Source organism: Exiguobacterium undae DSM 14481, assembly GCF_000620805.1.
Classification (GTDB): domain Bacteria; phylum Bacillota; class Bacilli; order Exiguobacteriales; family Exiguobacteriaceae; genus Exiguobacterium_A; species Exiguobacterium_A undae.
This window is the reverse complement of the sequence record NZ_KK211187.1, coordinates 414,515-436,239: the sequence shown is the minus strand read 5'-3', so window position 1 is coordinate 436,239 and position 21,725 is coordinate 414,515. Positions and strand designations below refer to the sequence as shown.

Here is a 21,725-nt window from a genome sequence, read left to right as displayed (position 1 = left end):
TAGGACTACTGCTATTCTTTATGAAACTTTACATCAGCAAAATGTTCGTTTTACATTCGAGCGCTACAGTTAGGTCTGTAGGTTTTACCCAGTAGCGAATAACATTCATTTTCCTTGAGGAGGAACATCCATGAAGTTGAAACGAATCATCCCGATTATGGCATTATCGACATTATCCCTTAGCACGATGATCTCGACAGACAATGCCGAGGCCAAGACGAAATCATCCAAATCTCCGGAAATCCGTAACGTCATCTTTTTGATTGGTGACGGAATGGGTGTTTCTTATACGTCTGCCCACCGTTATCTGAAAAACGATCCTTCTACACCTGTCGCTGAGAAAACCGCATTCGATCAATATCTTGTCGGTCAACAGATGACCTATCCGGAAGATCCGGAACAAAACGTCACCGACTCTGCTTCTGCCGCAACGGCGATGTCATCCGGTGTCAAAACGTATAACGCGGCAATCGCTGTCGACAACGATAAGTCGGAAGTCAAGACCGTCCTTGAAGCGGCAAAGCAACGCGGCAAATCGACAGGACTCGTCGCGACGTCCGAAATCACACACGCGACGCCGGCCTCATTCGGGGCGCATGACGAGAACCGCAAGAATATGAACGCCATCGCCGACGACTATTTCAAAGAACGTGTCAACGGAAAACACAAGATTGACGTCCTGCTCGGCGGCGGGAAATCGAACTTCGTCCGTCCGGATGTCGATTTGACGAAATCGTTTAAAAAAGACGGTTACAGCTACGTCACGGATCTTGATCAAATGCAGGCGGATAAGAACAAGCAGGTACTTGGTCTGTTCGCGGACGGCGGACTGCCAAAACGAATCGACCGCGAGAATACCGTCCCGTCTCTCGAGCAGATGACGAACTCGGCCATCAAGCGTCTTGATTCGAACAAAAAAGGCTTCTTCCTGATGGTTGAAGGAAGCCAAATCGACTGGGCGGGTCACGATAACGACATCGTCGGAGCGATGAGCGAGATGGAAGACTTCGAACGTGCCTTTAAAGCAGCGATCGCTTTCGCCAAAAAAGATAAACACACGCTCGTCGTCGCAACAGCCGACCATTCGACCGGTGGTTACTCGATCGGAGCAGACGGCATCTACAACTGGTTCGCCGAGCCGATCAAAGCAGCGAAAAAGACGCCGGACTTCATGGCGGCAAAAATCATTGAAGGCGCAGATGTCCGGAAGACCTTGACGACGTACATCGATCAAAACCGACTTGCCTTGACGGAGGAAGAAATCCAGTCCGTTTCACGTGCCGCGGAGTCGAAAAAAGTGCTCGACGTCGATAATGCGATCGAAGACATCTTCAACAAACGTTCGCACACAGGCTGGACGACAGGTGGACACACCGGAGAAGATGTTCCGGTCTATGCCTTCGGTCCTGCAAAGGAACGCTTCGCCGGACAAGTCGATAATACGGATCACGCCAAAATCATCTTCGATCTGTTGAAATCGAAGAAATAAGGAGACTTTCCATGAAACAGATACTTGCTGCCTTGATGCTCGGGACGATTCTTTCGGGTTGCGGCACTACGCCAGACACCGTCCAAGAGAAGTCGTCAGAAAAGTCGGTCCCGAAACAGGAGACACCGGTATCGATCGAGAAGTCTGCCGCATATGTCCCGAACCCGCAATTACCGGATGACCGCAAACTGACGACCGTCAATCAATCGGTATCCGACGATAAAGGTGAACTGACATTAAAACAGATCGTCCGTCCCGATATGACACAAACCATCGGACCAATCACGATGAAGATTGAAGAGATGAAGGTGTTCCATGCCCGTCCCAGTTACGGGATGATCGACTTTTTCCACGGCTTCACCCATGACGAATCCTTCGACCTCGTCAAGACGCGTGTGACGATCACGAATACAAGTGACGAACCGGTCACCTTTAACCCTGTTGCCCATTTTAAACTCGACGCTAAGACCGAGAAGACGATTGAGGACGATGTCTATCTCGAGTCACTCGCGACGACATACGCGCCGTCCGAGACACGAACCGGCAACTTCGGCTTCATCATCGAACAACCGCTCGAGTCCGTTGAATTATTGACCAGTGACGTCCTGAACGAGAAACGTGACGTTATCGAAAAAGGCATTTCGGTCTCAACAACACTCAAGTGAGAACAAAAAAACAGGTAATCCCTTCCGCATGATACGGAAGGGATTGCCTATTTTTGATACAACGCCGGAATCTGTTCGTGCGGCATCGGACGACCGAAGTAATATCCCTGCATCCGTGAACATTCCAACCGATTGAGGACATTAACCTGCTCCAGCGTCTCGACTCCTTCGGCGATGACTTCAAGCTCCAGCGATTTCGCCAAATGGATAATCGAGGAGATCATCGAATAGCCCGTTGTTGCCGGCTGGATTTTTTCGACGAACTCGCGTGGAATTTTCAGCGTATCAATCGGAAAATCAGCCAGTCGGGATAAGGACGAGTAGCCGGTGCCGAAGTCGTCAATTGAAATCGTGAACCCAAGTTCCTTCAGGCGATTCATCGTCTCGACCGTCTCTTCAATATCTTCCACGGCCGAGACTTCTGTGATTTCAAGATCAATTCGGGCCGGATTGACCTGTGTCTCTTCGACAAGTCGAACAAGTGTCAGGACAAACGTCGGATGATGGAACTGTTGCATCGAGACGTTCAGTCCGACCTTCAAGGTCAAGCCGTCATCTTCCCACTGCTTCGCCTGTAAAAATCCTTCACGTAACACCCATTCGCCCAGACGAATGATCATCCCCGCCTCTTCTGCCATCGGAATGAAATCGTTCGGGGCAATCATACCGAGTTCCGGATGATTCCAGCGGATCAATCCTTCGACACCGACCATCCGGTACGTCACCGTATCGACTTGCGGTTGATAATACAAGATCAATTGATTGGTGTCGATCGCAACCGGTAATTCGGACTCAAGCCGCAATCGGTATGACGCTTTCTCTGCAATGTCTTCAAAGAAGATAATCGATTTCCCGCCGCTTGATTTGGCTTGGTACATCGCTAAATCGGCTTGTTTCAACAACGTCACGATCGGCTTGTCGGTTGTCCGCTGATAACCGACGGCTCCGATACTTGGATTCGAAATCAGTTCAATCTCATCAATCGTATAGGTCATGCGTAACCGTTCGAGCAGTCGGGCCGTCCGAATCCGTCCGTCCGTTTCCGATGCGACATGACGCAAGATGACCGTAAATTCATCCCCGCCTTGACGCGCAACAAGATCGTCCGGCTCCGTCACCTCCTGTAAGCGGCTTGCGACTTGAATCAATAACTGATCTCCGACATGGTGGCCAAACGAGTCATTAACGAGTTTGAAGTCATCCAAATCGATGAAGCACAAGATGATTGTTTCATCGTCCTGTTCGACTTCCACCAAATGATGAAGCACTTCTTCAAAGTACGTTCGGTTGATCGCTCCGGTCAAATGATCGTAATAAGCAAGACGGCGAATTTTCAATTCATTTTCCCGCACCCGCGTGATATCCTGACCGATTCCATAGATGCCAACAAACCGGTTCCGGACACGAATCGGAATGTTCGTCACGTTCAGCAACACATCCGTCCCGCCCGATTTGCGAAACGTCGTTTCAAATTGATGCGCTGTCATTTCCTCATCAGCCGCTGCTTGTTGTTCCATCAGCTGTTGATAGGATTTGCCGACCAGTTGGTCCGCACTTTGCTCCGTCAATTTTTCAAAGGACGGATTGGCACTTTTGATGCGCCCTTTCAGATCCAGCGAGTAGACGGCATCCGGATGATACGTAAACAACGATTTATACCGCTCTTCACTCTCTTCAAGTTCGTCTGCCTTATGATGAATTTCTTCTATTAATTCGTGATTACTCAAAATCATCAAAATTTGCCGGATTAAAATCAACAGAATCGTAATCGCACAGCCAATCATCAACCCGTTTAAGGCCTCGTCACGCCGTGCGTACAGGGCCATCGTTGAAAACAGGATGATGACGAGCAGATACGGCAAAAACAGTTTCCCCAGTTGCACCGTATTCCGTTGCTGCCTGTCATTCGGCTCGTTCGCATTAACCGACTTGTTGACATGCCCCGCTACACCGACCATCAATAATCCGAGGATGAATAACGGATCGATTATCCGAATCGCCTCATTCCCGCTGACGGTCGTCATGTAGACAAACATCGTATCGGCAACAATCTGAAACAAAAGACCGATAAACAAAAACTGAAATAAACGCAGACGCCCACGCCACTCTTTTTTCTCAAACAGATAATAAATGCTGATCATACAAAACAGAAGCACGATGTCACACATCGGATAAGCAAACGCCAAAATCACCTCGCCACGTGACGCAAACGGTGTATTAAACAAGGGACGAATCAAGAAAAACCAGCTGTAGGTGACGGCGACCGTCATGACGATGGCAATATCGAAGATAAAACTGATCAGCCGGTTTTTCGTGACGTGCCGGCGAATCAAATGTAAAAAAGCGACTAAAAAGCACACCGATTGCAAGATGTAAAAGACATCCGACACACCTGGAAAGGGGACATCGACACGCAGGATATTTTCATAAGACATCCAAATCAATTCAGCGATCAGATAACTCCCTGTCCCGAACGCCAAATACAGAAAAAACCGTCCTTCTTGTTGACGGAAAGTCCGGTGCGCCTGAAGCAGGAGAACTGTTGCCGCTAAGCAACCGATGATGGAAAATAGATTGTTTCCCCAAGCCGAAAGCGCCGGCCGGTCCTCCAACAGAATAATCCACAGGTAGTACATCGCAATGAAAAGTAAGATCCCCGGCAGATAATACGATTTTTTAAGACTGATCATGTACCTTTCCTCCTTCATGAAAAAGTCCTTCTCCTTCCATTAGGGATGGAGCGTTCAAAGTCCTGCGCGGGCGACAAAAAAAGAGACCTGTTTCCATCAGAAACAGGTCTCTAGCCTTACGTTCCGATCCTTAGATCGTCCGCAACAGATTTGCCATTTCGATTGCCGAAACAGCTGATTCGTATCCTTTATTGCCCGCTTTCGTACCTGCACGTTCGACGGCTTGTTCAATCGAATCGGTCGTCAGGACACCAAAAATGATCGGAACTCCTGTCTCACGTGACGCACTCGCAACCCCTTTTGCCACTTCATTGCAGACATAATCGTAATGCGACGTCGCCCCGCGAATGACGGCTCCAAGCGTGATGACCGCATCGTAGTTGCCGCTTTTCGCAAGCTTTTCTGCGACGAGCGGAATTTCAAACGCTCCCGGTACCCACGCCGTATCGACGGCGTCCGCTGCCACACCGTGTCGACGGAATGCGTCGTTTGCGCCTCCGACTAATTTTGATGTGATCAATTCATTAAAACGTGCCGCGACGATTGCGACGCGTAGTCCCTCACCTGTTAAAAAACCTTCGAATACCATGTTATTGTCCTCCTTGGATGTCGAGCAGATGCCCGAGTTTCGTTTGTTTAGTGTGCAGATAATGTTTGTTTTCCGGAACCGGCGCGATTTCAAGCGGCACCCGTTCGAGCACCTTAATGCCGTGTTGTTCAAGGGCTTGTTGCTTATCCGGGTTATTCGTCATCAAGCGAATCTTCGTCACACCTAAATCATGTAACATCGCGGCTGCGACTTTGTAGTCGCGTAAGTCCGTCGCATATCCAAGTGCGTGATTCGCTTCGACCGTATCGAGTCCCTGCTCCTGTAACTCATACGCTTTTAACTTTGCCATCAAGCCGATGCCCCGTCCTTCCTGCCGTAAATACAGGACGGCGCCTCCTTCTTGACCGATTCGCTCGAGGGCGGCGTCGAGTTGTGGACCGCAATCACAGCGTTTGGAGCCAAAAACATCTCCCGTCAGACATTCGGAATGAAGCCGGACGAGCATGCCGTCTTCTGTCTCACCGGACAAGACGGTGACGTGTTCCTTCGCATCCGGCGTCGTGTAACCAAGCATCCGGAATGCTCCGTGATCCGCCGGCAACAAGACGTCGGCTTCGCGTCGAACGGGACGTTCCAGATAAGAAACGAGCGCGTCGATCGTGATCATCTTCAGTCCATGGACTTCTTTATACGTCAACAAGTCGTCCACACGCGCCATCGTCCCGTCTTCCAAGATGATTTCACAAATGACGGCCGCTTCTGCGCTTCCGGCGAGTCGTGCCAAGTCAACACCGGCTTCTGTATGACCCCGCCGTTCCCGGACACCGCCTTCTTTCGCGATTAAGGGGAAAATATGTCCCGGACGCTTGAATTGACCGGCTCGATCCGTCAGCATCCGTTGGATCGTCAAGGCCCGCTCGCCCGCACTGATACCGGTCTTCGCCTCTTCGTGGTCGATACTGATGGTAAAGGCTGTTCCGTGCGGATCGGTGTTGACGTCCGTCATCGGATTCAGTTCCAATCGGTTTGCCAGTTGCGGACTGACCGGTACACAGACAAGTCCTTTGCCGTGAGTGATCATGAAGTTGATTTGTTCCGGTGTCGCATGTTCCGCAAGCAGGATCAAATCGCCTTCGTTTTCCCGATTTTCGTCGTCACAGACGATGATCGGACGTCCTTGTTTTAACTCTTCAATCGCTTCTTCTATGAGATCAAATCCGTTCATCCTGCTCCGCCTCCTAAAAATGCCGACCAATCAGTTTTCTGCTCCTGTTGCGTAAAGTGATACAAGTGTTTTGCCATCAGATCACACTCAATATTGACGAGCGCTCCACTCTGTAAGCGGTCGAACGTCGTCACTTGGCGTGAATGTGGAATCAGCGAAATCGTCAGACTGTCCGCTTGGACATGTTGAATCGTCAAACTGGTTCCGTTGATCGCAATCGAGCCTTTCGGAATACAGTATTTGCGCCAGTCAGCGGTCTCAAATCGGTATTCCATCGCTTCACCGTCCGGTCGACGGCTTAACAGCCGGGCTGTCCCGTCAATGTGGCCACTGACGAAGTGACCGCCGAATCGTCCGTTCGCCGGCATCGCCCGTTCCAGTTGAACCGGTGTGCCGACGCGCAATGTCTGCAGTGCTGTCGCCCGAATCGTTTCGTGGACCGCATCCGCCGTAAATCCGGTTGCCGTCATCGCCGTGACGGTCAAACAGATGCCGTCGACCGCGATACTGTCACCGATTTTCGTTCCTTCGAGCACGTGCCGGGCTTCGATTTCCAGCGCCAAACCGTTCGGTCGCGGGACTTTTCGTTTGATCGTGCCGACTTCTTCAATCAATCCTGTGAACATGTCCATTCTCCTTTCCGCTCATACCGCAGATGGATATCCTGACCGATCGGCTCGACGTCTGTCAGTGCAAATCGGTCTTCGACCTCGACGGTACCCGTCAAACCACCGGTTCCCTTCAAGACGGAAGGCGCCTGATAGACATCGATTCGATCCACAAGGTCGGCTGCCAAAAATGCCGACTGGATGGTCGGCCCGCCTTCAATCAAGAGGCTCCGGATGCCTTGTTCGTATAAGGTCTCGAGAATCTGGTCCGGTGTCGAGTACGTGCTGACAAGGACGGTAACATTCGGCTTGGAACTGATTCGCGGCTGTTCCGTCAGCCAGTACGTCGGATTCAAGCCGTCATGCAAAACCTGAAACGTCTCCGACAACCGCCCCCGTCGATCAACGAGGACCCGAATCGGTTCGATTCCCTCTTCACTGCGTAACGTCAGGGCCGGATCATCAATTAAAACCGTCTCACTTCCGACCAAGATGGCGTCATGTGTTGCCCGCAACCGGCGTCCCGCCGTTCGCGCGGCTTCTGACGTAATCCAGCGTTTTTCACCTGTCGTGATGATTCCGTTTAGTGTCTGAGCAATCTTCACCGTGACAGCCGGCCGTTTTCGCTCGATACTTTGCCAAAACGGTGTATAAAAACGAACTGCTTCGTCTTGCAGCAATCCGACTTCGACCGTCAGTCCGGCGTCGCGCAGACGTTCAATGCCCTGCCCCGCGACGATCGCATGACGATCTTCCGTCGCGACGAACACGCGCTTGATACCGGCGGCAATGATCGCTTCCGTGCAAGGAGGTGTTTTGCCGTGATGGTTACATGGTTCCAGCGTGACATACAGATCGGCGTCGCGTGCCGCCTCTCCCGCCATCCGTAACGCTTCGACTTCGGCATGGGGACCGCCGGCAAACCGGTGCGCTCCAAAACCGATGATCCGTCCGTGCTTCGTGATCACACAGCCGACACTTGGATTTGGACTTGTTTGTCCGTCTAACATCTCTGCCAATTGCATCGCATGATGCATTCTATTTTTCATGATTTCGCTCCTTTCAAAAGAAAAAGACGCCACTGCATTTGCAGGGCGTCATGATTGAAGGGTCACGAAAGAAACGTCTTGTTTTTCTGTTTAAAAGCATACAGAAATAGACCTTTCTCTGAATGTATTTTTTCAGAAAATGGTTTCAAGCACATTTTTTCGTTCTTCTCCCATCCGGACTTTACCGTCGGCCTTGGAATCACACCAAGTCAGCCATAGTGCGTACACTATGGGTCGCGGGCTCGTCGATTCGAAAATCGCATCACCGCCGGTTGGGATTTTCACCCTACCCCGAAGAACTGGTTATTCAGTTGTACAGCTCAAGACTAGCACAGGTTATTTTAAAATACAAAAAAGAATTTGTTTTTACTTCCATTTCCGACAAAAAGTATGTGCTATCCGACGGACTTTAAAAGACCTCATCCGTCGGATAGAAACATACTTTTCGGTTTGTCTATTACGCCAAGTAGCCGTTTTTCCGGTCATGGAACTCCTGCTTGACCGTCCCGAGTAACTGTCCGTCCGTCAACAAACGTAACGCCGTCCGAGCCAGGATTTTTGCGCCGGTGATCAAGGCTTCGTCGCCTTGTTCCGATCGCGCCGCTTCCCGGAAACTTTCCGTGTGGGCGACCAAATCATCCGCTCCGATCTTGATATACGGATGGATGGTCGGCAGGACCTGGCTGATGTTGCCGGCGTCAGTCGAACCAAGACCCGGGCGTTCATCCGTCTGGACGTCTTCCCCAAGCGCCACTGCTTCCTCCCGGAAAATCTCGTCAAACGTCCGGTTGAACAGGAGATTGTCGACCTCATTTTGGAACGCGATGACCTCAAGCGTTGCCCCGGTCGCAAGCGCTGCCCCTTCGGCAACGGCTTTGACCTTCTTCGTCACGTCATTCAACCGTTCGCGCGTCGTCGCCCGGATGAAGAAGCGGGCTTTGGCGTACTCCGGGATGATGTTCGGCGCATCACCGCCATCCGTGATGATGCCGTGAATCCGGACATCGCTCGGTAATTGCTGGCGTAAGGCATTGATGCCGTTAAAGAGTTGGATGATGGCGTCGAGTGCATTGATGCCCTCTTCCGGTGACGCTGCCGCGTGAGCCGGCTTGCCGGTAAAGGCAAAATCGAGTGGATCGACGGCGAGCGAGGAACCGGTGATGCGCGTTTGTCCGGACGGATGAATCATCAGGGCCGCATCGATCCCCGTCAGGAGATCATGTTTGACGAAGCTGCCTTTCGCACTGCCGTTTGGTCCACCTTCCTCTGCCGGTGTGCCGAGCACGACGACACTGCCCCCGACTTCATCGATGATTTTACTGAGTGCGATCGCCGCTGCGACACTCGTCGTGCCGATGATATTGTGACCGCAGGCGTGACCAATCCCCGGCAACGCATCGTATTCGGCGAGGAAGGCAACGGTCGCCCCCGGTTTATCCGAAGTCTTCCGGGCCAGGAACGCCGTGTCGTGTCCCGCGATCCCGAGCTCAACCGTGAACCCTTCTGCCGTCAGGCGTTCCGCATGATGACGCGAAGCAAAATATTCCTCATTCCCAATCTCGGGTGTCGCATGAATCCGGTGACTCGTCTCGAGATACGACTCACGTTTTTGTTCGATATCCTGCTCAATCGTTTGAATCAAGTTTTCCCGTTTTGTCTGAACCGTCATTTGGGTCACGCTCCTTTGGATTTTTAGTTATTCGCCGATGTCACTCAGTGGGACGAACGTCGGAATCGTGCTTCCTTTGTACTCTTTTTTGATGAAGGCCGCGACATCGTCCTGTTGGTACAGTGAAGCGATTTTCTTCAACGTCTTTTTGTCCTTATCTTCCGTTCGTGTCGCGATGATGTTGATGTAAGGTTTCGCTGTTGCATTTTCATGAAGAATCGAGTCTTTGATCGGATTGAAGCCGGCATCCACGGCGATTCCGTTGTTGATGATCGATGCCGATACATCCGGCAGGACACGTGGCGTCTGTCCGGCGACGACCGGGACAATCTTCAGTTTTTTCGGATTCTCGACGATTTTGTCGACGGCTCCGTTTCCATCAAAGTCGTCCGGCAATTTGATCAAGCCCGCTTCCTGCAGCAACAGCAGTGCCCGTCCCATGTTCGTCGCCTCGTTCGGAACGGCAATTTTTCCGCCGACCGGGATATCTTTGACGTCCTTGACTTTATCCGAATAAATCCCCATCGGTGCGATGACGGTCGTCGCAATCGGCGACAGCTTTAAGTTATGTTCTTTTTTAAAGGCATTGAAGTACGAAATCGTCTGGAACGAGTTCGCATCGATCTCGCCTTCCGCGAGTGCCAGGTTCGGTTGCACGTAATCGGAGAACTTAACGAGTTCAATCGTAATCCCCTCTTTTTCCGCTTTTTTCGCGACGTATTCCCAAACTTGCGTATCCGAACTGCTGACGCCGAGCTTGACCGTATTTTTATCCTCTTCCCCGGACGCTGCACACCCTGCAAATAATACCGTCGTCAATGCTGCACCAATCGCTAATCCTTTTTTCATCGTTCATCTCTCCCTTATCTTCTCTATGTTTTGTTAGTGTCTCCGAATTTTTCGTGCCAACAGGTTACCTGTCGTCTGTAAGCCTTGCACCAAGATGACGAGGATCCCGACCGTGATGATCATGACGGTCGTATCAAACCGTTGGTAGCCGTAGGTGATGGCCAAGTCCCCGAGCCCTCCGCCACCGATCGCCCCGGCCATCGCCGACGCCCCGATCAAGCCAATCGTCGCGATCGTCAAGTTCAGGACAAGCGAGCTGAGCGCTTCCGGCAACAGGAAACGGAAAATCGTCTGCAACGGTGTCGCACCCATCGCTTCCGCCGCTTCCAAGACGCCCGTACTGACTTCGAGCAGTGAACTTTCAATCAATCGGGCAATATACGGTGCCGCATAAAAGACCAGCGGGACGATTGCTGCCTTCGTGCCAATCGACGACCCGACGAGCAGCCGTGTCAGCGGAATGATCGCGACGAGCAAAATGATGAACGGAACCGACCGAAACACATTGACGACGCTGCTTAAGACGTTGAAGAGCGGCACTTGTTCGAGCAACGCTCCCTTACGTGTGACGACCAACAGAATTCCGAGCGGCAGCCCAATCAGCGTCGAAAAGAGCAGCGACAATCCGACCATCGTCAAGGTTTGCAGAAAAGCGGTCCAGATATCCGTGTAGTTAACTAGCATCGGCCAGCACCTCCTCGACGTTGACATCCGACTGATCAATGTATTGCAGGGCTCGCGCGATTTCCGCCGTTTCACCGATCAATTCGACGAGCAAACTGCCGAACGGGATATTTTGCAGTTCCGTGATGCTGCCGTGCAGGATGTTGACATCGACATCAAACCGTTTAGCGACTTGCGACAAGAGCGGTTGCCCGGTGTGTGCCCCAAGGAAATTGATTTTATAGACATGATGTCCGGCATCCCGCTGTTCGATCAACCGTTGCACCGACGCCGGAATCTCATCTTGCATGACGGAACGGACAAAGTTTTTCGCCGTCGCCGTCTGGGGATTCGAGAAGACGTCGAACACGGTACCCGATTCGATTAACTTCCCGGCCTCGATGACCGCGACCCGGTCACAAATCTCACGGATGACGCCCATCTCGTGTGTAATCAGTAAAATCGTGATGCCATATTCCGCGTTGATCTGTTTCAGTAACCGCAGGATATGTTGTGTCGTCTGCGGATCAAGCGCCGATGTCGCTTCGTCACACAACAGAACCGACGGCTGGGTTGCCAATGCCCGCGCTATTCCGACACGTTGTTTCTGCCCTCCGGATAACTGATCCGGATAATGATCGGCTTTGTCCGCTAAGTCGACGAACGCCAGCAGCTCTGTGACGCGCCGGTGGACTTCCTCCTTTTTGATCCCTTTTAAGACGAGTGGTTTTGCGACATTCGCGAAGACCGTATTCGAATCAAGCAAGTTGAAATGTTGGAAGATCATCCCGATGTTTTGTTTCGCTTCCCGCAGTTGTTTCGCCGAAAGGGTCGTCAGTTCTTGCCCGTCGACCGTCACGCTGCCGGATGTCGGACGTTCAAGAAGATTGACACACCGTAATAAAGAACTTTTTCCAGCCCCGCTGAACCCGATCACGCCAAAGATTTCACCTTTTCGGATTTCGAGATCGACACCGTCCAATGCAGCAATCGATTGTTCGTTGGTCTGGTAGATTTTTTTTACATTTTTGAATGTAATCACCACTTTTTCCCCCTTTTAAAAAACAAAAAGGCCTCTTCTTAAGAAACAAGAAGAGACCTGGATCCGCACAGAGGCAGAATCCACTCGACTCATCTCTCAGACAATCGTCTGATGGAATTGGCACAGTGCTCATAATGAGTCTGTTGCCGAGGTTTCGTAGGGCCAGTCCCTCCACCTCTCTGGATAAGTGTTGCGGTATGAAATTCATATGTGTGTTGTTGCTGTTCGAACTTATGTCGTAAAACTAATTTTTACATTACAGAAAGATCTTTTAAAGGTCAACCATATTTTCAAAAATAAACCATATGACCCATATCGATTGATTTCCCGGGTTGGGCTTCATCATAGAAGAGTTCCGGCCGCCGGTCAAGGAGCATTTGACAATCCTTTTCCGTCAGTGCTATCATCTTCTCAATGATTAATCCGACAATTCCTATATGTTATATCAAGAGTGGACGAGAGACCTGGCTCTAGGACTCCACGGCAACCTGCGATTGGCAAGGTGCTCCGACCAGCAAAGCAACCGCTTTGGATGATACACACGAGAAACTCGTTTGCCGTCCAAAGCCAAACGGGTTTTTATTTTGAAATGGAGGATGAGATGATGAGTATGAGTTATCCTGTTTTACCGGGCGCCGAAGCCTTTTTCTTGGAACGTGGATCAGTCGGTATTTTGCTGTGTCACGGCTTTAATGCGACGCCACAAAGTGTTCGGGCTGTAGGAGAACGCTTCGCAGAACACGGTTTTTCCGTCTACGCCCCCCGTCTGCATGGTCACGGGACAGATGTACGTGACTTCGAAACGGCGACGGCCGAAGATTGGAAACAGAGTGTCCGCGCGGGCTTTGCTCAACTGTCCCGCCAGTGTGAATCGATCTTCATCGTCGGTCAATCGATGGGTGCGACGCTCGCACTGGCACTCGCTGCCGAAGGTCTGCCGGTCGCAGGGATCATCACAATCAATGCTGCTTTATCCGTCCCCGCTTACGAAGCGTTATCGTTTACGGATTGTCCGGTTTATCTGCCGGAAAGCCCACCCGATATCAAGCAAACCGCTTTTGAAATTATCTATGATGTCGTGCCGGCAGTCGCTGCGTCCGAACTTTTACGCTTGATTCGCGACACCATCCCAACCCTTCCCGCCATTCAAATTCCGACGCTTATTTTATATTCTGCCGAGGATCATGTCGTTCCGCCAACCTGTTCGGATTACCTGCACCGGACGATTGGTTCGACGGATAAACGCAGTTATTGTCTGCTCGATTCCTATCATGTCGCGACACTCGATCATGACCAAGAGACGATTGTCCGCGAAACGGCTTATTTCGTCGAGCAGTACAGTCAGTTGACACGGACCGGTTGATATTAAAAAAAAGCGAACGATTTCAAGCCCTGAGGCCGGAGAGTCGTTCGCTTTTTCATATTGTACTCTTAATTCTGCTGTTGTTTTTTCCATTCCTGCAACGGTTGCGGTTTGCCTGGTACTTGATGGCAGTGACGGCAACGTGGTTCATAAGATTCAGAAGCTCCCACCAAAATGATTGGATCATTGTAGTTGGCCGGTTGGCCGTTAATCAAGCGTTGTGTCCGGGAAGCCGGATCGCCACACGATAAACAAATCGCCTGTAATTTCGTCACGAACTCGGCACGTGCCAATAATTCAGGCATCTTTCCAAATGGTTCTGCCCGGAAATCCTGATCGAGCCCCGCACAAATCACGCGTTTGCCATCTTGCGCCAGTGCCTCGATGACCGCGACGATTTCATCGTCAAAAAATTGAACTTCATCAATTGCGACGACCTGTGTCTCTTCTGCTACTGCCGCATAGACGTCGCGGCTCGTCGCCATCGGAATCGCAATGACGGAATTTCCGACGTGCGACACGACATGTTCTTCATGGTAACGGTCGTCAATCGCCGGCTTGAACACTTGCACCGGTAATTTTCCGTACTGTGCCCGTCGAACACGACGGATCAGCTCTTCGGATTTGCCCGAAAACATGCTTCCGCAAATCACTTCGATCCAACCATACTGATTGATCACATGCATCATCGTAAAACACCGTCCTCTAAAATTAGTCACTTTAACGAGTATAGCCCGAATCTAAATTGAGAAAAAGAGTTGACTTCTCAAAATCGAAAACTCCTCAGTATTCCCCTAAATCTTCATCTCCTCATTTCAACTGGTATCTATTTCCTGTACACTAAGGAAGAAGTTTCTTTGAAGGAAGGTGACTCCGATTCATCACATACTACATGAAGTTCTCCACCAATATGGAGCATTCGGTCTCGCCATTCTGTTAGCCGGCGGAATCGTCGGTTTACCGATTCCTGACGAAACGTTACTCGTCATGTCAGGATTTTGGATGCATCACGGTGATTTACCACTGATCGGAACGATTCTGGCGGCGTATGCCGGCAGTTGCATCGGGATGACGATCAGCTATGTGCTGGGTCTGAAACTCGGGATGCCCTTGCTGCATCGTGTGGCTCCGAAGTTACGGATTTCCGAAAAACATATCTTTCAAGCGGAGGTCGGATTTTTACGTTACGGGAAAACGGTTTTGATCATCGGTTACTACATACCCGGACTCCGTCAGCTCTCTGCGTTTTTTGCCGGTGTCTCAAAAATGCCGTTTCGGATCTTCGTCACGTATGCCTATACCGGTGCCTTGATCTGGATCAGTATCTTTTTAGGAGCGGGTTATTTTCTCGGACGTCATTTTTCCTTCAGTCTGCTGTTTCAACACTTTGCGGACAATCCGGATATGCTGCCGTACCTCGTCGGAGCGGCTGGAGCGATCGGTCTGTCGTTTGTGCTTAAAACCTATCTCACCTATCGTGCCCAGTTCAGTTTATACAAAAACAGCCTGCTCCAGTGATGGAGACAGGCTGTTTTTTAATACAGAAGTCGCAATTACTTGCGGCCGTATTTTTTGTTGAAGCGATCGACACGACCGTCTGCAGCGTTGAACTTTTGACGACCAGTGTAGAATGGGTGCGAGTCCGAAGACACATCCACGCGGATGAGTGGGTACTCGTTTCCATCTTCCCAAGTGATTGTCTCGTTCGAAGAACGTGTAGAACCAGTCAAGAATTTGTACTCAGTAGTTGAATCCATAAATACAACTTTGTTGTAGTTTGGGTGAATTCCTTGTTTCATGGTTGTTTTCTCTCCTTCCGCCCTGGTTCATTTGCTGAGCCAGAGTAAGTTACCTTCCTATACTAAACGATTTTTTGATGACCCGCAATACCTATTTTCAAGTCGTTGTGTCTGTTTTCGTCACACGGGGTTTGACAGGTGCGCGTCGGACGGGCTTCTTCTTTTCTTTGTTCAGTTCCACAAAAAATTCTTCATTGTTTTTTGTGTCACGAATCTTGCGTAAGAAGCTGTCTACAAACTCATTGGACTCGTTCATCGTCCGGCGGATCGTCCACAAGGCATCCAGCTGATCTTGCGGTAACAACAACTCTTCTTTCCGTGTTCCGGATTTCCGGATGTCGATGGCCGGGAAGATCCGGCGTTCGGATAACTTCCGGTCGAGATGGAGCTCCATGTTGCCGGTCCCTTTAAACTCTTCATAGATGACGTCATCCATCCGCGAGCCGGTCTCGACGAGGGCAGTAGCAAGGATCGTCAGGCTGCCACCGTGTTCGATGTTCCGGGCAGCACCGAAAAAGCGTTTGGGTTTATGGAAGGCGGCCGGATCAATCCCCCCGGACAACGTTCGTCCGCTTTGCGGAACCGTTAAGTTGTAAGCACGGGTCAGACGTGTAATCGAATCCATCAAGATGACCACATCTTTTTTATGCTCGACGAGACGCATCGCCCGTTCCAAAACGAGTTCGGAAATCCGTACGTGGTTATCCGGTGTTTCGTCAAATGTTGAACTGACGACATCGGCTCCCGGAACAGACCGTTCGATGTCCGTCACTTCTTCCGGGCGCTCATCAATCAATAGAATGATCAATTCGACATCCGGGTGATTCACTTGAATCGAATTTGCGATTTCTTTTAATAGAGATGTCTTACCCGCTTTAGGCGGTGCGACGATCAATCCCCGTTGTCCGAAGCCAACCGGTGCAATCATATCCATCACACGAACCGACAGATGGCGCGGTTCTGTTTCGAGCCGCATCAAACGATCCGGATAAATCGGTGTCAATGCCGGGAAAAACAGACGATTTCGGGCCGTATCCGGCGCTTCCCCGTTGACTGCTTCCACACTTAATAAACCTTGGAACCGTTCATTCTCTTTTGGCGGTCGGACCTTTCCGGTCACGACGTCTCCATTACGAAGGTTGAATCGGCGGATTTGCGAAGCAGCAATGTAGATATCTTCAGAGGATTGCGAATAGTTGATAGGACGAAGGAAGCCGAAGCCGCCGTCATTTTGCATCTGTGGGTTGCCGGGGATCACTTCTAATACCCCTTCGAGGAAATACAGACCGGTTGACTCAGCCTGCGCTTTTAAAATCTTGAACATCAGTTCACGCTTGCGGGCCTCTCGGTATTGTGGGACGTTTTTTGTTTTTGCAATCTCATATAAGTCTTTTAATGTCAGGTTGCTCAGTTGAGCCAGTGTATAGGAACGTTCTGGTTTGTCAGTTTTCTCAGTTGGCATATGCATTCACCTATTCTTCGTATAAATTCAGTAGCAAAGGGCGCGATGTTCATTTTAACAGTTGTTGCTTCATACTTTTTGTCGTGCATTAAAGGTATCACATTTCCGCCTCTTTCGTCGTGATTTAACGAATGGGAATTTCTTCTTTGTAATATTCGAGTATATTATTGCAATTATGTTACAAAAACGTCATGTTTTGTAGCGGAACTGAAAAAACGTTTTCATGTATCGGCGTGCTAAGATAATCGTGCAGAGAAAAACTTACACAGTTGTAAGACACACTGCCTAAACAAACACTTAATGAGATTGATCATATAACCCGGTTTTCAAACTACTTTAAAATGACATGGAGGATTTCACATATGAAACGTTTTCTAGCATCGGTCGCGACAGCAGCATTAGTGGTTTCAGGATTTGCATCAGTGGGAACAGATAAGGTTGAAGCAGCAGCTACAGTCACGAAAGTTAAGATCACAGATAACGGATTACGTGTTCGTACGGCTCCTTCTACAAAAGCAGGCATCGTCGGTAAAGTAAACGCAGGCCAAACATTTACATACAAAGGTAAATCAGGCAGCTGGACTAAAATTTCGTACGGCGGAAAAACACGTTATGTCTTCTCGCAATATACGAAAACATACAAGTCTTCTACTTCAACGGCTAAAAAATCAACAACTTCATCTTCAACACGTACACGTCTTCTAAGCGAAGCCGCTAAACACAAAGGAACTCCTTACGTATGGGGCGGAACGACAACTCGTGGATTTGACTGCTCTGGTTTCACAAGCTACGTTTACAAAAAAGCAGCAGGCAAAACATTGCCACGTACGTCTTCTTCACAATACGCATCTTCTAAAAAAGTCAGCGTATCTAGCGTTCAACCGGGAGATCTTGTTTTCTTCTCACACGGTAGCGGCATTCAACACGTCGGTATGGCGACAAGCAAAACAAGCATGGTCAACTCGGAAACGGGTGGCGTTAAGTACTCAAGCTTTAAATCAGGATACTGGGGTTCACGCCTTGTCGGCGCGGGTTCATATCTATAATTCAAATGAACAAGCGGTTGAGCATCGGCTCGATCGCTTTTTTTCTACCCTATTATTAAAAGGAGGACTTATCATGAACGTATTGATCACAGGCGCTTCCGCCGGAATCGGACGGGAACTTGCTTATCTGCACGGCGAACAAGGACATCATCTGTTACTCGTCGGACGAAACGTCGAACAGCTTTTTGAGACGAAACACTTTGTCGAACAACGGGGTGGTTCAGCGGTCGTTCTCCCGTATGATATCGGTCAAACGGTTCAAATCAAAGCCTTATTACGTGCGACAGAACACACTCGCGTTGATGTTTTGATCAACAACGCCGGTTTTGGTCTGTATGGTGAATTTATCGAAACGGATGTATCACGCGAATTGAACATGATTGACGTCAACATCCGGGCGCTGACGTATTTGACGAAAGCTTTTTCCCGTCGGATGCAACTACAAGGCGGCGGACGGATCGTTCAGATTGCATCGACCTCCTCTTTTCATGGCGGTCCTTTCATGAGCGTGTATTATGCGACAAAAGCTTATGTTCTCAGTTTTTCGGAAGCATTGGCGGACGAGCTCGCCCCGTACAATATTCAGGTGACGGCCGTTTGCCCGGGAGCCACCCATACTGATTTCGCTAAAACAGCGGATCTTGCGACGTCCGGATTATTTAAACGTCCAGGTATCATGGATGCCAAGACAACTGCTCAACTTTCCTTCACCGGATACATGAAGGGAAAAACGCTTGTCATCCCGGGTCGAAGTAACGCCATCTACGTTTTCATGACCCGTTTCCTCTCACGCCGAAAACTCGTCCAGATGACACACCAGTTGCAAGCTCCAACACACAGTCTTTAATACAGTTTTGTCATTTACATGCGAGTGGACTCTTATAAGTCTGATATCAGAGCCTGACTCATAAGTCACACCAAAATCAATTCTCGTGACCATCGGCTATTTCTATGCTCATTCACGACAGTATGATGACTAATTGAGATACCTCATACAAATGCTCTTATTTCTTGTACAAAAAGAAAAAAGAGGCAGACTTCCGGATTAAATACCGAAAATCTACCTCCCTTCATTCATTTTTGAATCATGACTCGCATGTAGCATCAAACTGCATTCCCTTTTCGAAAAGAATTACGTTCTTCACTCGACTCCTACGGGAAAAAGCGCGGTGTTCCGCGCTGTCAGAGACAAACAAGACCCGACTACTTGTCCATTTGGACAAATAGACGCGGCTTGTGTCTCGCCCGAGGAAAGCGGGTGAAGAAAACGTAGGTTCTTTTGGATAAGCTTGCAATGCCGATTACTTAATAACGAGCTTTGGTTTTTTCTTGAACGAGTGAATCCCTTCGACAAAACGAACCGTTCCCGATTTCGCCCGCATGACGACAGAGTGCGTTTGACCGCCTTGCGCCGTAAACTGAACACCCTTCATCAACTCGCTGTCCGTGACACCTGTCGCGGCAAAGATACAGTCATCTCCCGTAACAAGATCATCCATCATGAGGATTTTCGACGGATCTTCAATCCCCATTTTTTTGCAACGCGCAACTTCCGCGTCATCTGCCGGCAAGAGTCGTCCTTGGAGTTCTCCGCCGAGACATTTTAAAGCAACTGCCGCCAGAACACCCTCCGGCGCACCACCTGAACCAAGCAACATGTCGATTCCGGTATGCGGGAAAGCAGTATTGATCGCTGCTGCGACGTCACCGTCTCCAATCAGACGAATCCGTGCCCCTGTTGCGCGAATCCGTTGAATGATTTCTTCGTGACGTTCCCGGTCGAGAATCGAGACGACGACGTCTTCGATCTCTTTATTTTTCGCTTTGGCGACTGCCGCGATGTTTTCTTCGATCGTCGCATCCAAACTGACGTGGCCCGCTGCTTCCGGTCCGACGGCAATCTTATCCATGTACATATCCGGTGCATGTAACAAATCTCCGGCATCGGCTACAGCGAGAACGGCAAGTGCTCCCCATGTTCCTTTAGCAACGATGTTTGTTCCTTCGAGCGGATCAACGGCGACGTCAAGACGTGGTCCGTATCCGTTCCCCAGTTTTTCACCGATGTAGAGCATCGGAGCTTCATCCATCTCGCCTTCGCCGATGACGACTGTTCCTTTCATCGGGATCGTATCAAATACATCACGCATGGCGCTTGTTGCCGCGTCATCTGCCTCGTTTTTCAAGCCCTTCCCCATCCAACGTGCCGAAGCAAGTGCTGCCGCTTCCGTCACCCGTACGAGTTCCATTGATAAACTTCTTTCCATGTGTATAATCCCCTCTCCCTAGCTGAAAATCTTAGACCGTTTCACGCCATACGAGGGCGCCAAGCCCTTTTAACTTCTCAACGAACTGTTCATAACTCTGATCGAGCACTTCCGCGTGATGCAACAGCGTTTCCCCCGAAGCGAGCATACCGCTTAAGACAAGTGCCGCCGCGCCGCGCGGATCGTGTGCTTCGATTTCGGTTCCACGCAAGTCTTCCCCGCCGCGAATGATGATAGAGGCATCTTCGTGCGTAATCCGTGCGTTCAGTCGCCGCATTTCCTGGACATGCCGGAAACGTTGCGGATACAATTTGTCGACGACGACACTCGCGCCTTTCGGTTTGAGCAAAACAGCAGAGATGATCGGTTGAAGATCACTCGGAAAACCGCCGTAATGGAACACACGAATATCAATCGGTTTTGCCATGTCGACAGAGGCTGTGACCGCATCATCTGCGATTTCGATGTTCGCCCCGAATCGTTCGAGCTTTTGAATGATGCTCTCCAGATGAAGTGGAATGACATTATCAACCGTCACCCGACCGAGGACGGCTCCCATGGCGAGGAACGTCCCCGCTTCCATCCGGTCAGGAATCAACGTATGCCGGCAACCTTGCAGCGTCTTGATCCCTTTGATGCGAATCTCATCGGTCCCTGCACCTTTGACACTCGCCCCCATGTTCGTCAACATCGTGCTGACGTCAATGACTTCCGGATCACATGCTGCGTTTTCAATGACAGTTGTCCCTTCCGCCATGACGGCGACGAGCAATGCACTGATGGTTGCACCGAAGGAAGGAAGGTCCAAATAAATTCGGTTCCCCTTCAACTCTTCGACATGCATATAGTAAACCCCTTGTTCATTTCGCATCGAAACACCGAGTCGCTCCAGTGCCTTGATGTGTAAATCAATCGGTCGAGGACCGATGGCATAACCACCGGGCAGACCGACGACTCCCTGTTTGAATCGTGCCGCGAGGACACTCATCAGATAAATCGATCCACGTAATTTCCGTGTATCCGTACCTGTGAGCGGCATCGGCTCAACATGACTTGGGTCAATCGTCACCATATCGCCTTGACGTGTCACGACAGCTCCAAGCATCTCAATGATTTGGATCATCGTCGCGACATCGCCAATGTCCGGCACCCCCTCTAAGATGACCTGTTGGTCGGTCAGCAGTGCTGCCGCGAGACACGGAATCGCACTCTGCTTCGATCCACTGATCATGACGGTCCCTTCAAGACGTTGTTGTCCTACGATATGCAAAATGTCCACATTCCATCAA

20 protein-coding genes and 3 riboswitches are annotated in these 21,725 nt (G+C 50.2%); of the genes, 6 read left to right on the top strand and 14 right to left on the bottom strand.

What is annotated here, in order from left to right; all coding sequences use genetic code 11:
- Nucleotides 1-130 precede the first annotated feature (130 nt).
- Nucleotides 131-1,489: an alkaline phosphatase gene (locus tag P397_RS0102970; protein WP_028105560.1), complete on the top strand. Its 1,359-nt coding sequence runs from the start codon at nt 131-133 to the stop codon at nt 1,487-1,489.
- 11 nt (nt 1,490-1,500) lie between these two features.
- Entirely contained in the window at nt 1,501-2,154 is a 654-nt protein-coding gene (locus tag P397_RS0102965) for a DUF4352 domain-containing protein (protein WP_028105559.1), read from the top strand.
- 47 nt (nt 2,155-2,201) lie between these two features.
- On the opposite strand, the gene P397_RS0102960 is transcribed toward P397_RS0102965, so the two are convergent.
- From P397_RS0102960 to P397_RS0102920, 9 genes are all read right to left on the bottom strand, one after another.
- Nucleotides 2,202-4,844, bottom strand: coding sequence for a putative bifunctional diguanylate cyclase/phosphodiesterase (locus P397_RS0102960; RefSeq protein WP_028105558.1), 2,643 nt, complete (start codon nt 4,842-4,844; stop codon nt 2,202-2,204).
- 130 nt (nt 4,845-4,974) lie between these two features.
- Nucleotides 4,975-5,433, bottom strand: a complete 459-nt coding sequence (gene ribH, locus P397_RS0102955; protein ID WP_028105557.1) for a 6,7-dimethyl-8-ribityllumazine synthase — start codon at nt 5,431-5,433, stop codon at nt 4,975-4,977.
- Between the two features lies 1 nt (nt 5,434).
- The gene (locus P397_RS0102950; RefSeq protein WP_028105556.1) at nt 5,435-6,619 is read right to left on the bottom strand and encodes a bifunctional 3,4-dihydroxy-2-butanone-4-phosphate synthase/GTP cyclohydrolase II; all 1,185 of its coding nucleotides are present in this window, start codon (nt 6,617-6,619) and stop codon (nt 5,435-5,437) included.
- Nucleotides 6,616-7,245, bottom strand: coding sequence for a riboflavin synthase (gene ribE, locus P397_RS0102945; RefSeq protein WP_028105555.1), 630 nt, complete (start codon nt 7,243-7,245; stop codon nt 6,616-6,618). The genes P397_RS0102950 and ribE overlap by 4 nt, the downstream gene beginning before the upstream one ends.
- On the bottom strand, nt 7,230-8,276 hold the full coding sequence (gene ribD / locus P397_RS0102940; protein WP_028105554.1) for a bifunctional diaminohydroxyphosphoribosylaminopyrimidine deaminase/5-amino-6-(5-phosphoribosylamino)uracil reductase RibD: 1,047 nt from the start codon (nt 8,274-8,276) through the stop codon (nt 7,230-7,232). Before ribD ends, ribE begins: the two co-directional genes overlap by 16 nt.
- A 158-nt stretch (nt 8,277-8,434) precedes the next feature.
- Nucleotides 8,435-8,579: riboswitch (FMN riboswitch) on the bottom strand.
- Nucleotides 8,580-8,733: 154 nt separating this feature from the next.
- Nucleotides 8,734-9,945 carry a M20 family metallopeptidase gene (locus P397_RS0102935; protein WP_028105553.1) on the bottom strand — a complete coding sequence of 404 codons (1,212 nt, stop codon included), beginning with the start codon at nt 9,943-9,945 and terminating at the stop codon, nt 8,734-8,736.
- A gap of 27 nt (nt 9,946-9,972) precedes the next feature.
- Nucleotides 9,973-10,794, bottom strand: coding sequence for a MetQ/NlpA family ABC transporter substrate-binding protein (locus P397_RS0102930; RefSeq protein ID WP_028105552.1), 822 nt, complete (start codon nt 10,792-10,794; stop codon nt 9,973-9,975).
- 33 nt (nt 10,795-10,827) lie between these two features.
- Nucleotides 10,828-11,478 carry a methionine ABC transporter permease gene (locus tag P397_RS0102925; RefSeq protein WP_026831891.1) on the bottom strand — a complete coding sequence of 217 codons (651 nt, stop codon included), beginning with the start codon at nt 11,476-11,478 and terminating at the stop codon, nt 10,828-10,830.
- Nucleotides 11,468-12,499: a methionine ABC transporter ATP-binding protein gene (locus tag P397_RS0102920; RefSeq protein ID WP_026831890.1), complete on the bottom strand. Its 1,032-nt coding sequence runs from the start codon at nt 12,497-12,499 to the stop codon at nt 11,468-11,470. The genes P397_RS0102925 and P397_RS0102920 overlap by 11 nt, the downstream gene beginning before the upstream one ends.
- Before the next feature lie 86 nt (nt 12,500-12,585).
- Nucleotides 12,586-12,689, bottom strand: a riboswitch (SAM riboswitch).
- 249 nt (nt 12,690-12,938) lie between these two features.
- Nucleotides 12,939-13,041, top strand: a riboswitch (SAM riboswitch).
- Nucleotides 13,042-13,103: 62 nt separating this feature from the next.
- Here P397_RS0102920 and P397_RS0102915 point away from each other — a divergent pair.
- Nucleotides 13,104-13,862 (top strand): alpha/beta hydrolase, encoded by a 759-nt coding sequence (locus P397_RS0102915; RefSeq protein WP_028105551.1) that lies wholly within the window; start codon nt 13,104-13,106, stop codon nt 13,860-13,862.
- Between the two features lie 68 nt (nt 13,863-13,930).
- On the opposite strand, the gene P397_RS0102910 is transcribed toward P397_RS0102915, so the two are convergent.
- Nucleotides 13,931-14,551, bottom strand: coding sequence for a thymidine kinase (locus P397_RS0102910; RefSeq protein WP_026831888.1), 621 nt, complete (start codon nt 14,549-14,551; stop codon nt 13,931-13,933).
- Between the two features lie 178 nt (nt 14,552-14,729).
- Between P397_RS0102910 and P397_RS0102905 the strand changes: the two genes are divergently transcribed.
- Nucleotides 14,730-15,380: a DedA family protein gene (locus tag P397_RS0102905; RefSeq protein ID WP_028105550.1), complete on the top strand. Its 651-nt coding sequence runs from the start codon at nt 14,730-14,732 to the stop codon at nt 15,378-15,380.
- 35 nt (nt 15,381-15,415) lie between these two features.
- Here P397_RS0102905 and P397_RS0102900 read toward each other — a convergent pair whose 3' ends face one another.
- Together P397_RS0102900 and rho are read right to left on the bottom strand one after the other, a co-directional pair.
- Nucleotides 15,416-15,661 (bottom strand): type B 50S ribosomal protein L31, encoded by a 246-nt coding sequence (locus P397_RS0102900; RefSeq protein WP_012371588.1) that lies wholly within the window; start codon nt 15,659-15,661, stop codon nt 15,416-15,418.
- A gap of 97 nt (nt 15,662-15,758) precedes the next feature.
- The gene (gene rho / locus P397_RS0102895; RefSeq protein ID WP_026831886.1) at nt 15,759-17,123 is read right to left on the bottom strand and encodes a transcription termination factor Rho; all 1,365 of its coding nucleotides are present in this window, start codon (nt 17,121-17,123) and stop codon (nt 15,759-15,761) included.
- A gap of 362 nt (nt 17,124-17,485) precedes the next feature.
- Between rho and P397_RS0102890 the strand changes: the two genes are divergently transcribed.
- Nucleotides 17,486-18,169 carry a C40 family peptidase gene (locus tag P397_RS0102890; protein WP_026831885.1) on the top strand — a complete coding sequence of 228 codons (684 nt, stop codon included), beginning with the start codon at nt 17,486-17,488 and terminating at the stop codon, nt 18,167-18,169.
- A gap of 73 nt (nt 18,170-18,242) precedes the next feature.
- The gene (locus P397_RS0102885) at nt 18,243-19,016 is read left to right on the top strand and encodes an SDR family NAD(P)-dependent oxidoreductase (RefSeq protein WP_028105549.1); all 774 of its coding nucleotides are present in this window, start codon (nt 18,243-18,245) and stop codon (nt 19,014-19,016) included.
- A gap of 454 nt (nt 19,017-19,470) precedes the next feature.
- Here P397_RS0102885 and glpX read toward each other — a convergent pair whose 3' ends face one another.
- Both glpX and murA read right to left on the bottom strand, forming a co-directional pair.
- On the bottom strand, nt 19,471-20,436 hold the full coding sequence (gene glpX / locus P397_RS0102880; protein ID WP_026831883.1) for a class II fructose-bisphosphatase: 966 nt from the start codon (nt 20,434-20,436) through the stop codon (nt 19,471-19,473).
- A 31-nt stretch (nt 20,437-20,467) separates the two neighbouring features.
- Nucleotides 20,468-21,715 carry a UDP-N-acetylglucosamine 1-carboxyvinyltransferase gene (gene murA, locus P397_RS0102875; protein ID WP_026831882.1) on the bottom strand — a complete coding sequence of 416 codons (1,248 nt, stop codon included), beginning with the start codon at nt 21,713-21,715 and terminating at the stop codon, nt 20,468-20,470.
- Between the last annotated feature and the right edge of the window lie 10 nt (nt 21,716-21,725).

Bases quoted from the DNA above. Each gene is read 5' to 3' on its own strand.
- rho (WP_026831886.1), bottom strand. From the start codon at position 17,123: ATGCCAACTGAGAAAACTGACAAACCAGAACGTTCCTATACACTGGCT.
- P397_RS0102910 (WP_026831888.1), bottom strand. From the start codon at position 14,551: ATGATGCATGTGATCAATCAGTATGGTTGGATCGAAGTGATTTGCGGA.
- P397_RS0102890 (WP_026831885.1), top strand. From the start codon at position 17,486: ATGAAACGTTTTCTAGCATCGGTCGCGACAGCAGCATTAGTGGTTTCA.
- ribH (WP_028105557.1), bottom strand. From the start codon at position 5,433: ATGGTATTCGAAGGTTTTTTAACAGGTGAGGGACTACGCGTCGCAATC.
- P397_RS0102930 (WP_028105552.1), bottom strand. From the start codon at position 10,794: ATGAAAAAAGGATTAGCGATTGGTGCAGCATTGACGACGGTATTATTT.
- P397_RS0102885 (WP_028105549.1), top strand. From the start codon at position 18,243: ATGAACGTATTGATCACAGGCGCTTCCGCCGGAATCGGACGGGAACTT.
- ribE (WP_028105555.1), bottom strand. From the start codon at position 7,245: ATGTTCACAGGATTGATTGAAGAAGTCGGCACGATCAAACGAAAAGTC.
- P397_RS0102960 (WP_028105558.1), bottom strand. From the start codon at position 4,844: ATGATCAGTCTTAAAAAATCGTATTATCTGCCGGGGATCTTACTTTTC.
- P397_RS0102915 (WP_028105551.1), top strand. From the start codon at position 13,104: ATGAGTATGAGTTATCCTGTTTTACCGGGCGCCGAAGCCTTTTTCTTG.
- P397_RS0102925 (WP_026831891.1), bottom strand. From the start codon at position 11,478: ATGCTAGTTAACTACACGGATATCTGGACCGCTTTTCTGCAAACCTTG.
- P397_RS0102935 (WP_028105553.1), bottom strand. From the start codon at position 9,945: ATGACGGTTCAGACAAAACGGGAAAACTTGATTCAAACGATTGAGCAG.
- P397_RS0102970 (WP_028105560.1), top strand. From the start codon at position 131: ATGAAGTTGAAACGAATCATCCCGATTATGGCATTATCGACATTATCC.
- P397_RS0102965 (WP_028105559.1), top strand. From the start codon at position 1,501: ATGAAACAGATACTTGCTGCCTTGATGCTCGGGACGATTCTTTCGGGT.
- ribD (WP_028105554.1), bottom strand. From the start codon at position 8,276: ATGAAAAATAGAATGCATCATGCGATGCAATTGGCAGAGATGTTAGAC.
- P397_RS0102900 (WP_012371588.1), bottom strand. From the start codon at position 15,661: ATGAAACAAGGAATTCACCCAAACTACAACAAAGTTGTATTTATGGAT.
- glpX (WP_026831883.1), bottom strand. From the start codon at position 20,436: ATGGAAAGAAGTTTATCAATGGAACTCGTACGGGTGACGGAAGCGGCA.
- P397_RS0102950 (WP_028105556.1), bottom strand. From the start codon at position 6,619: ATGAACGGATTTGATCTCATAGAAGAAGCGATTGAAGAGTTAAAACAA.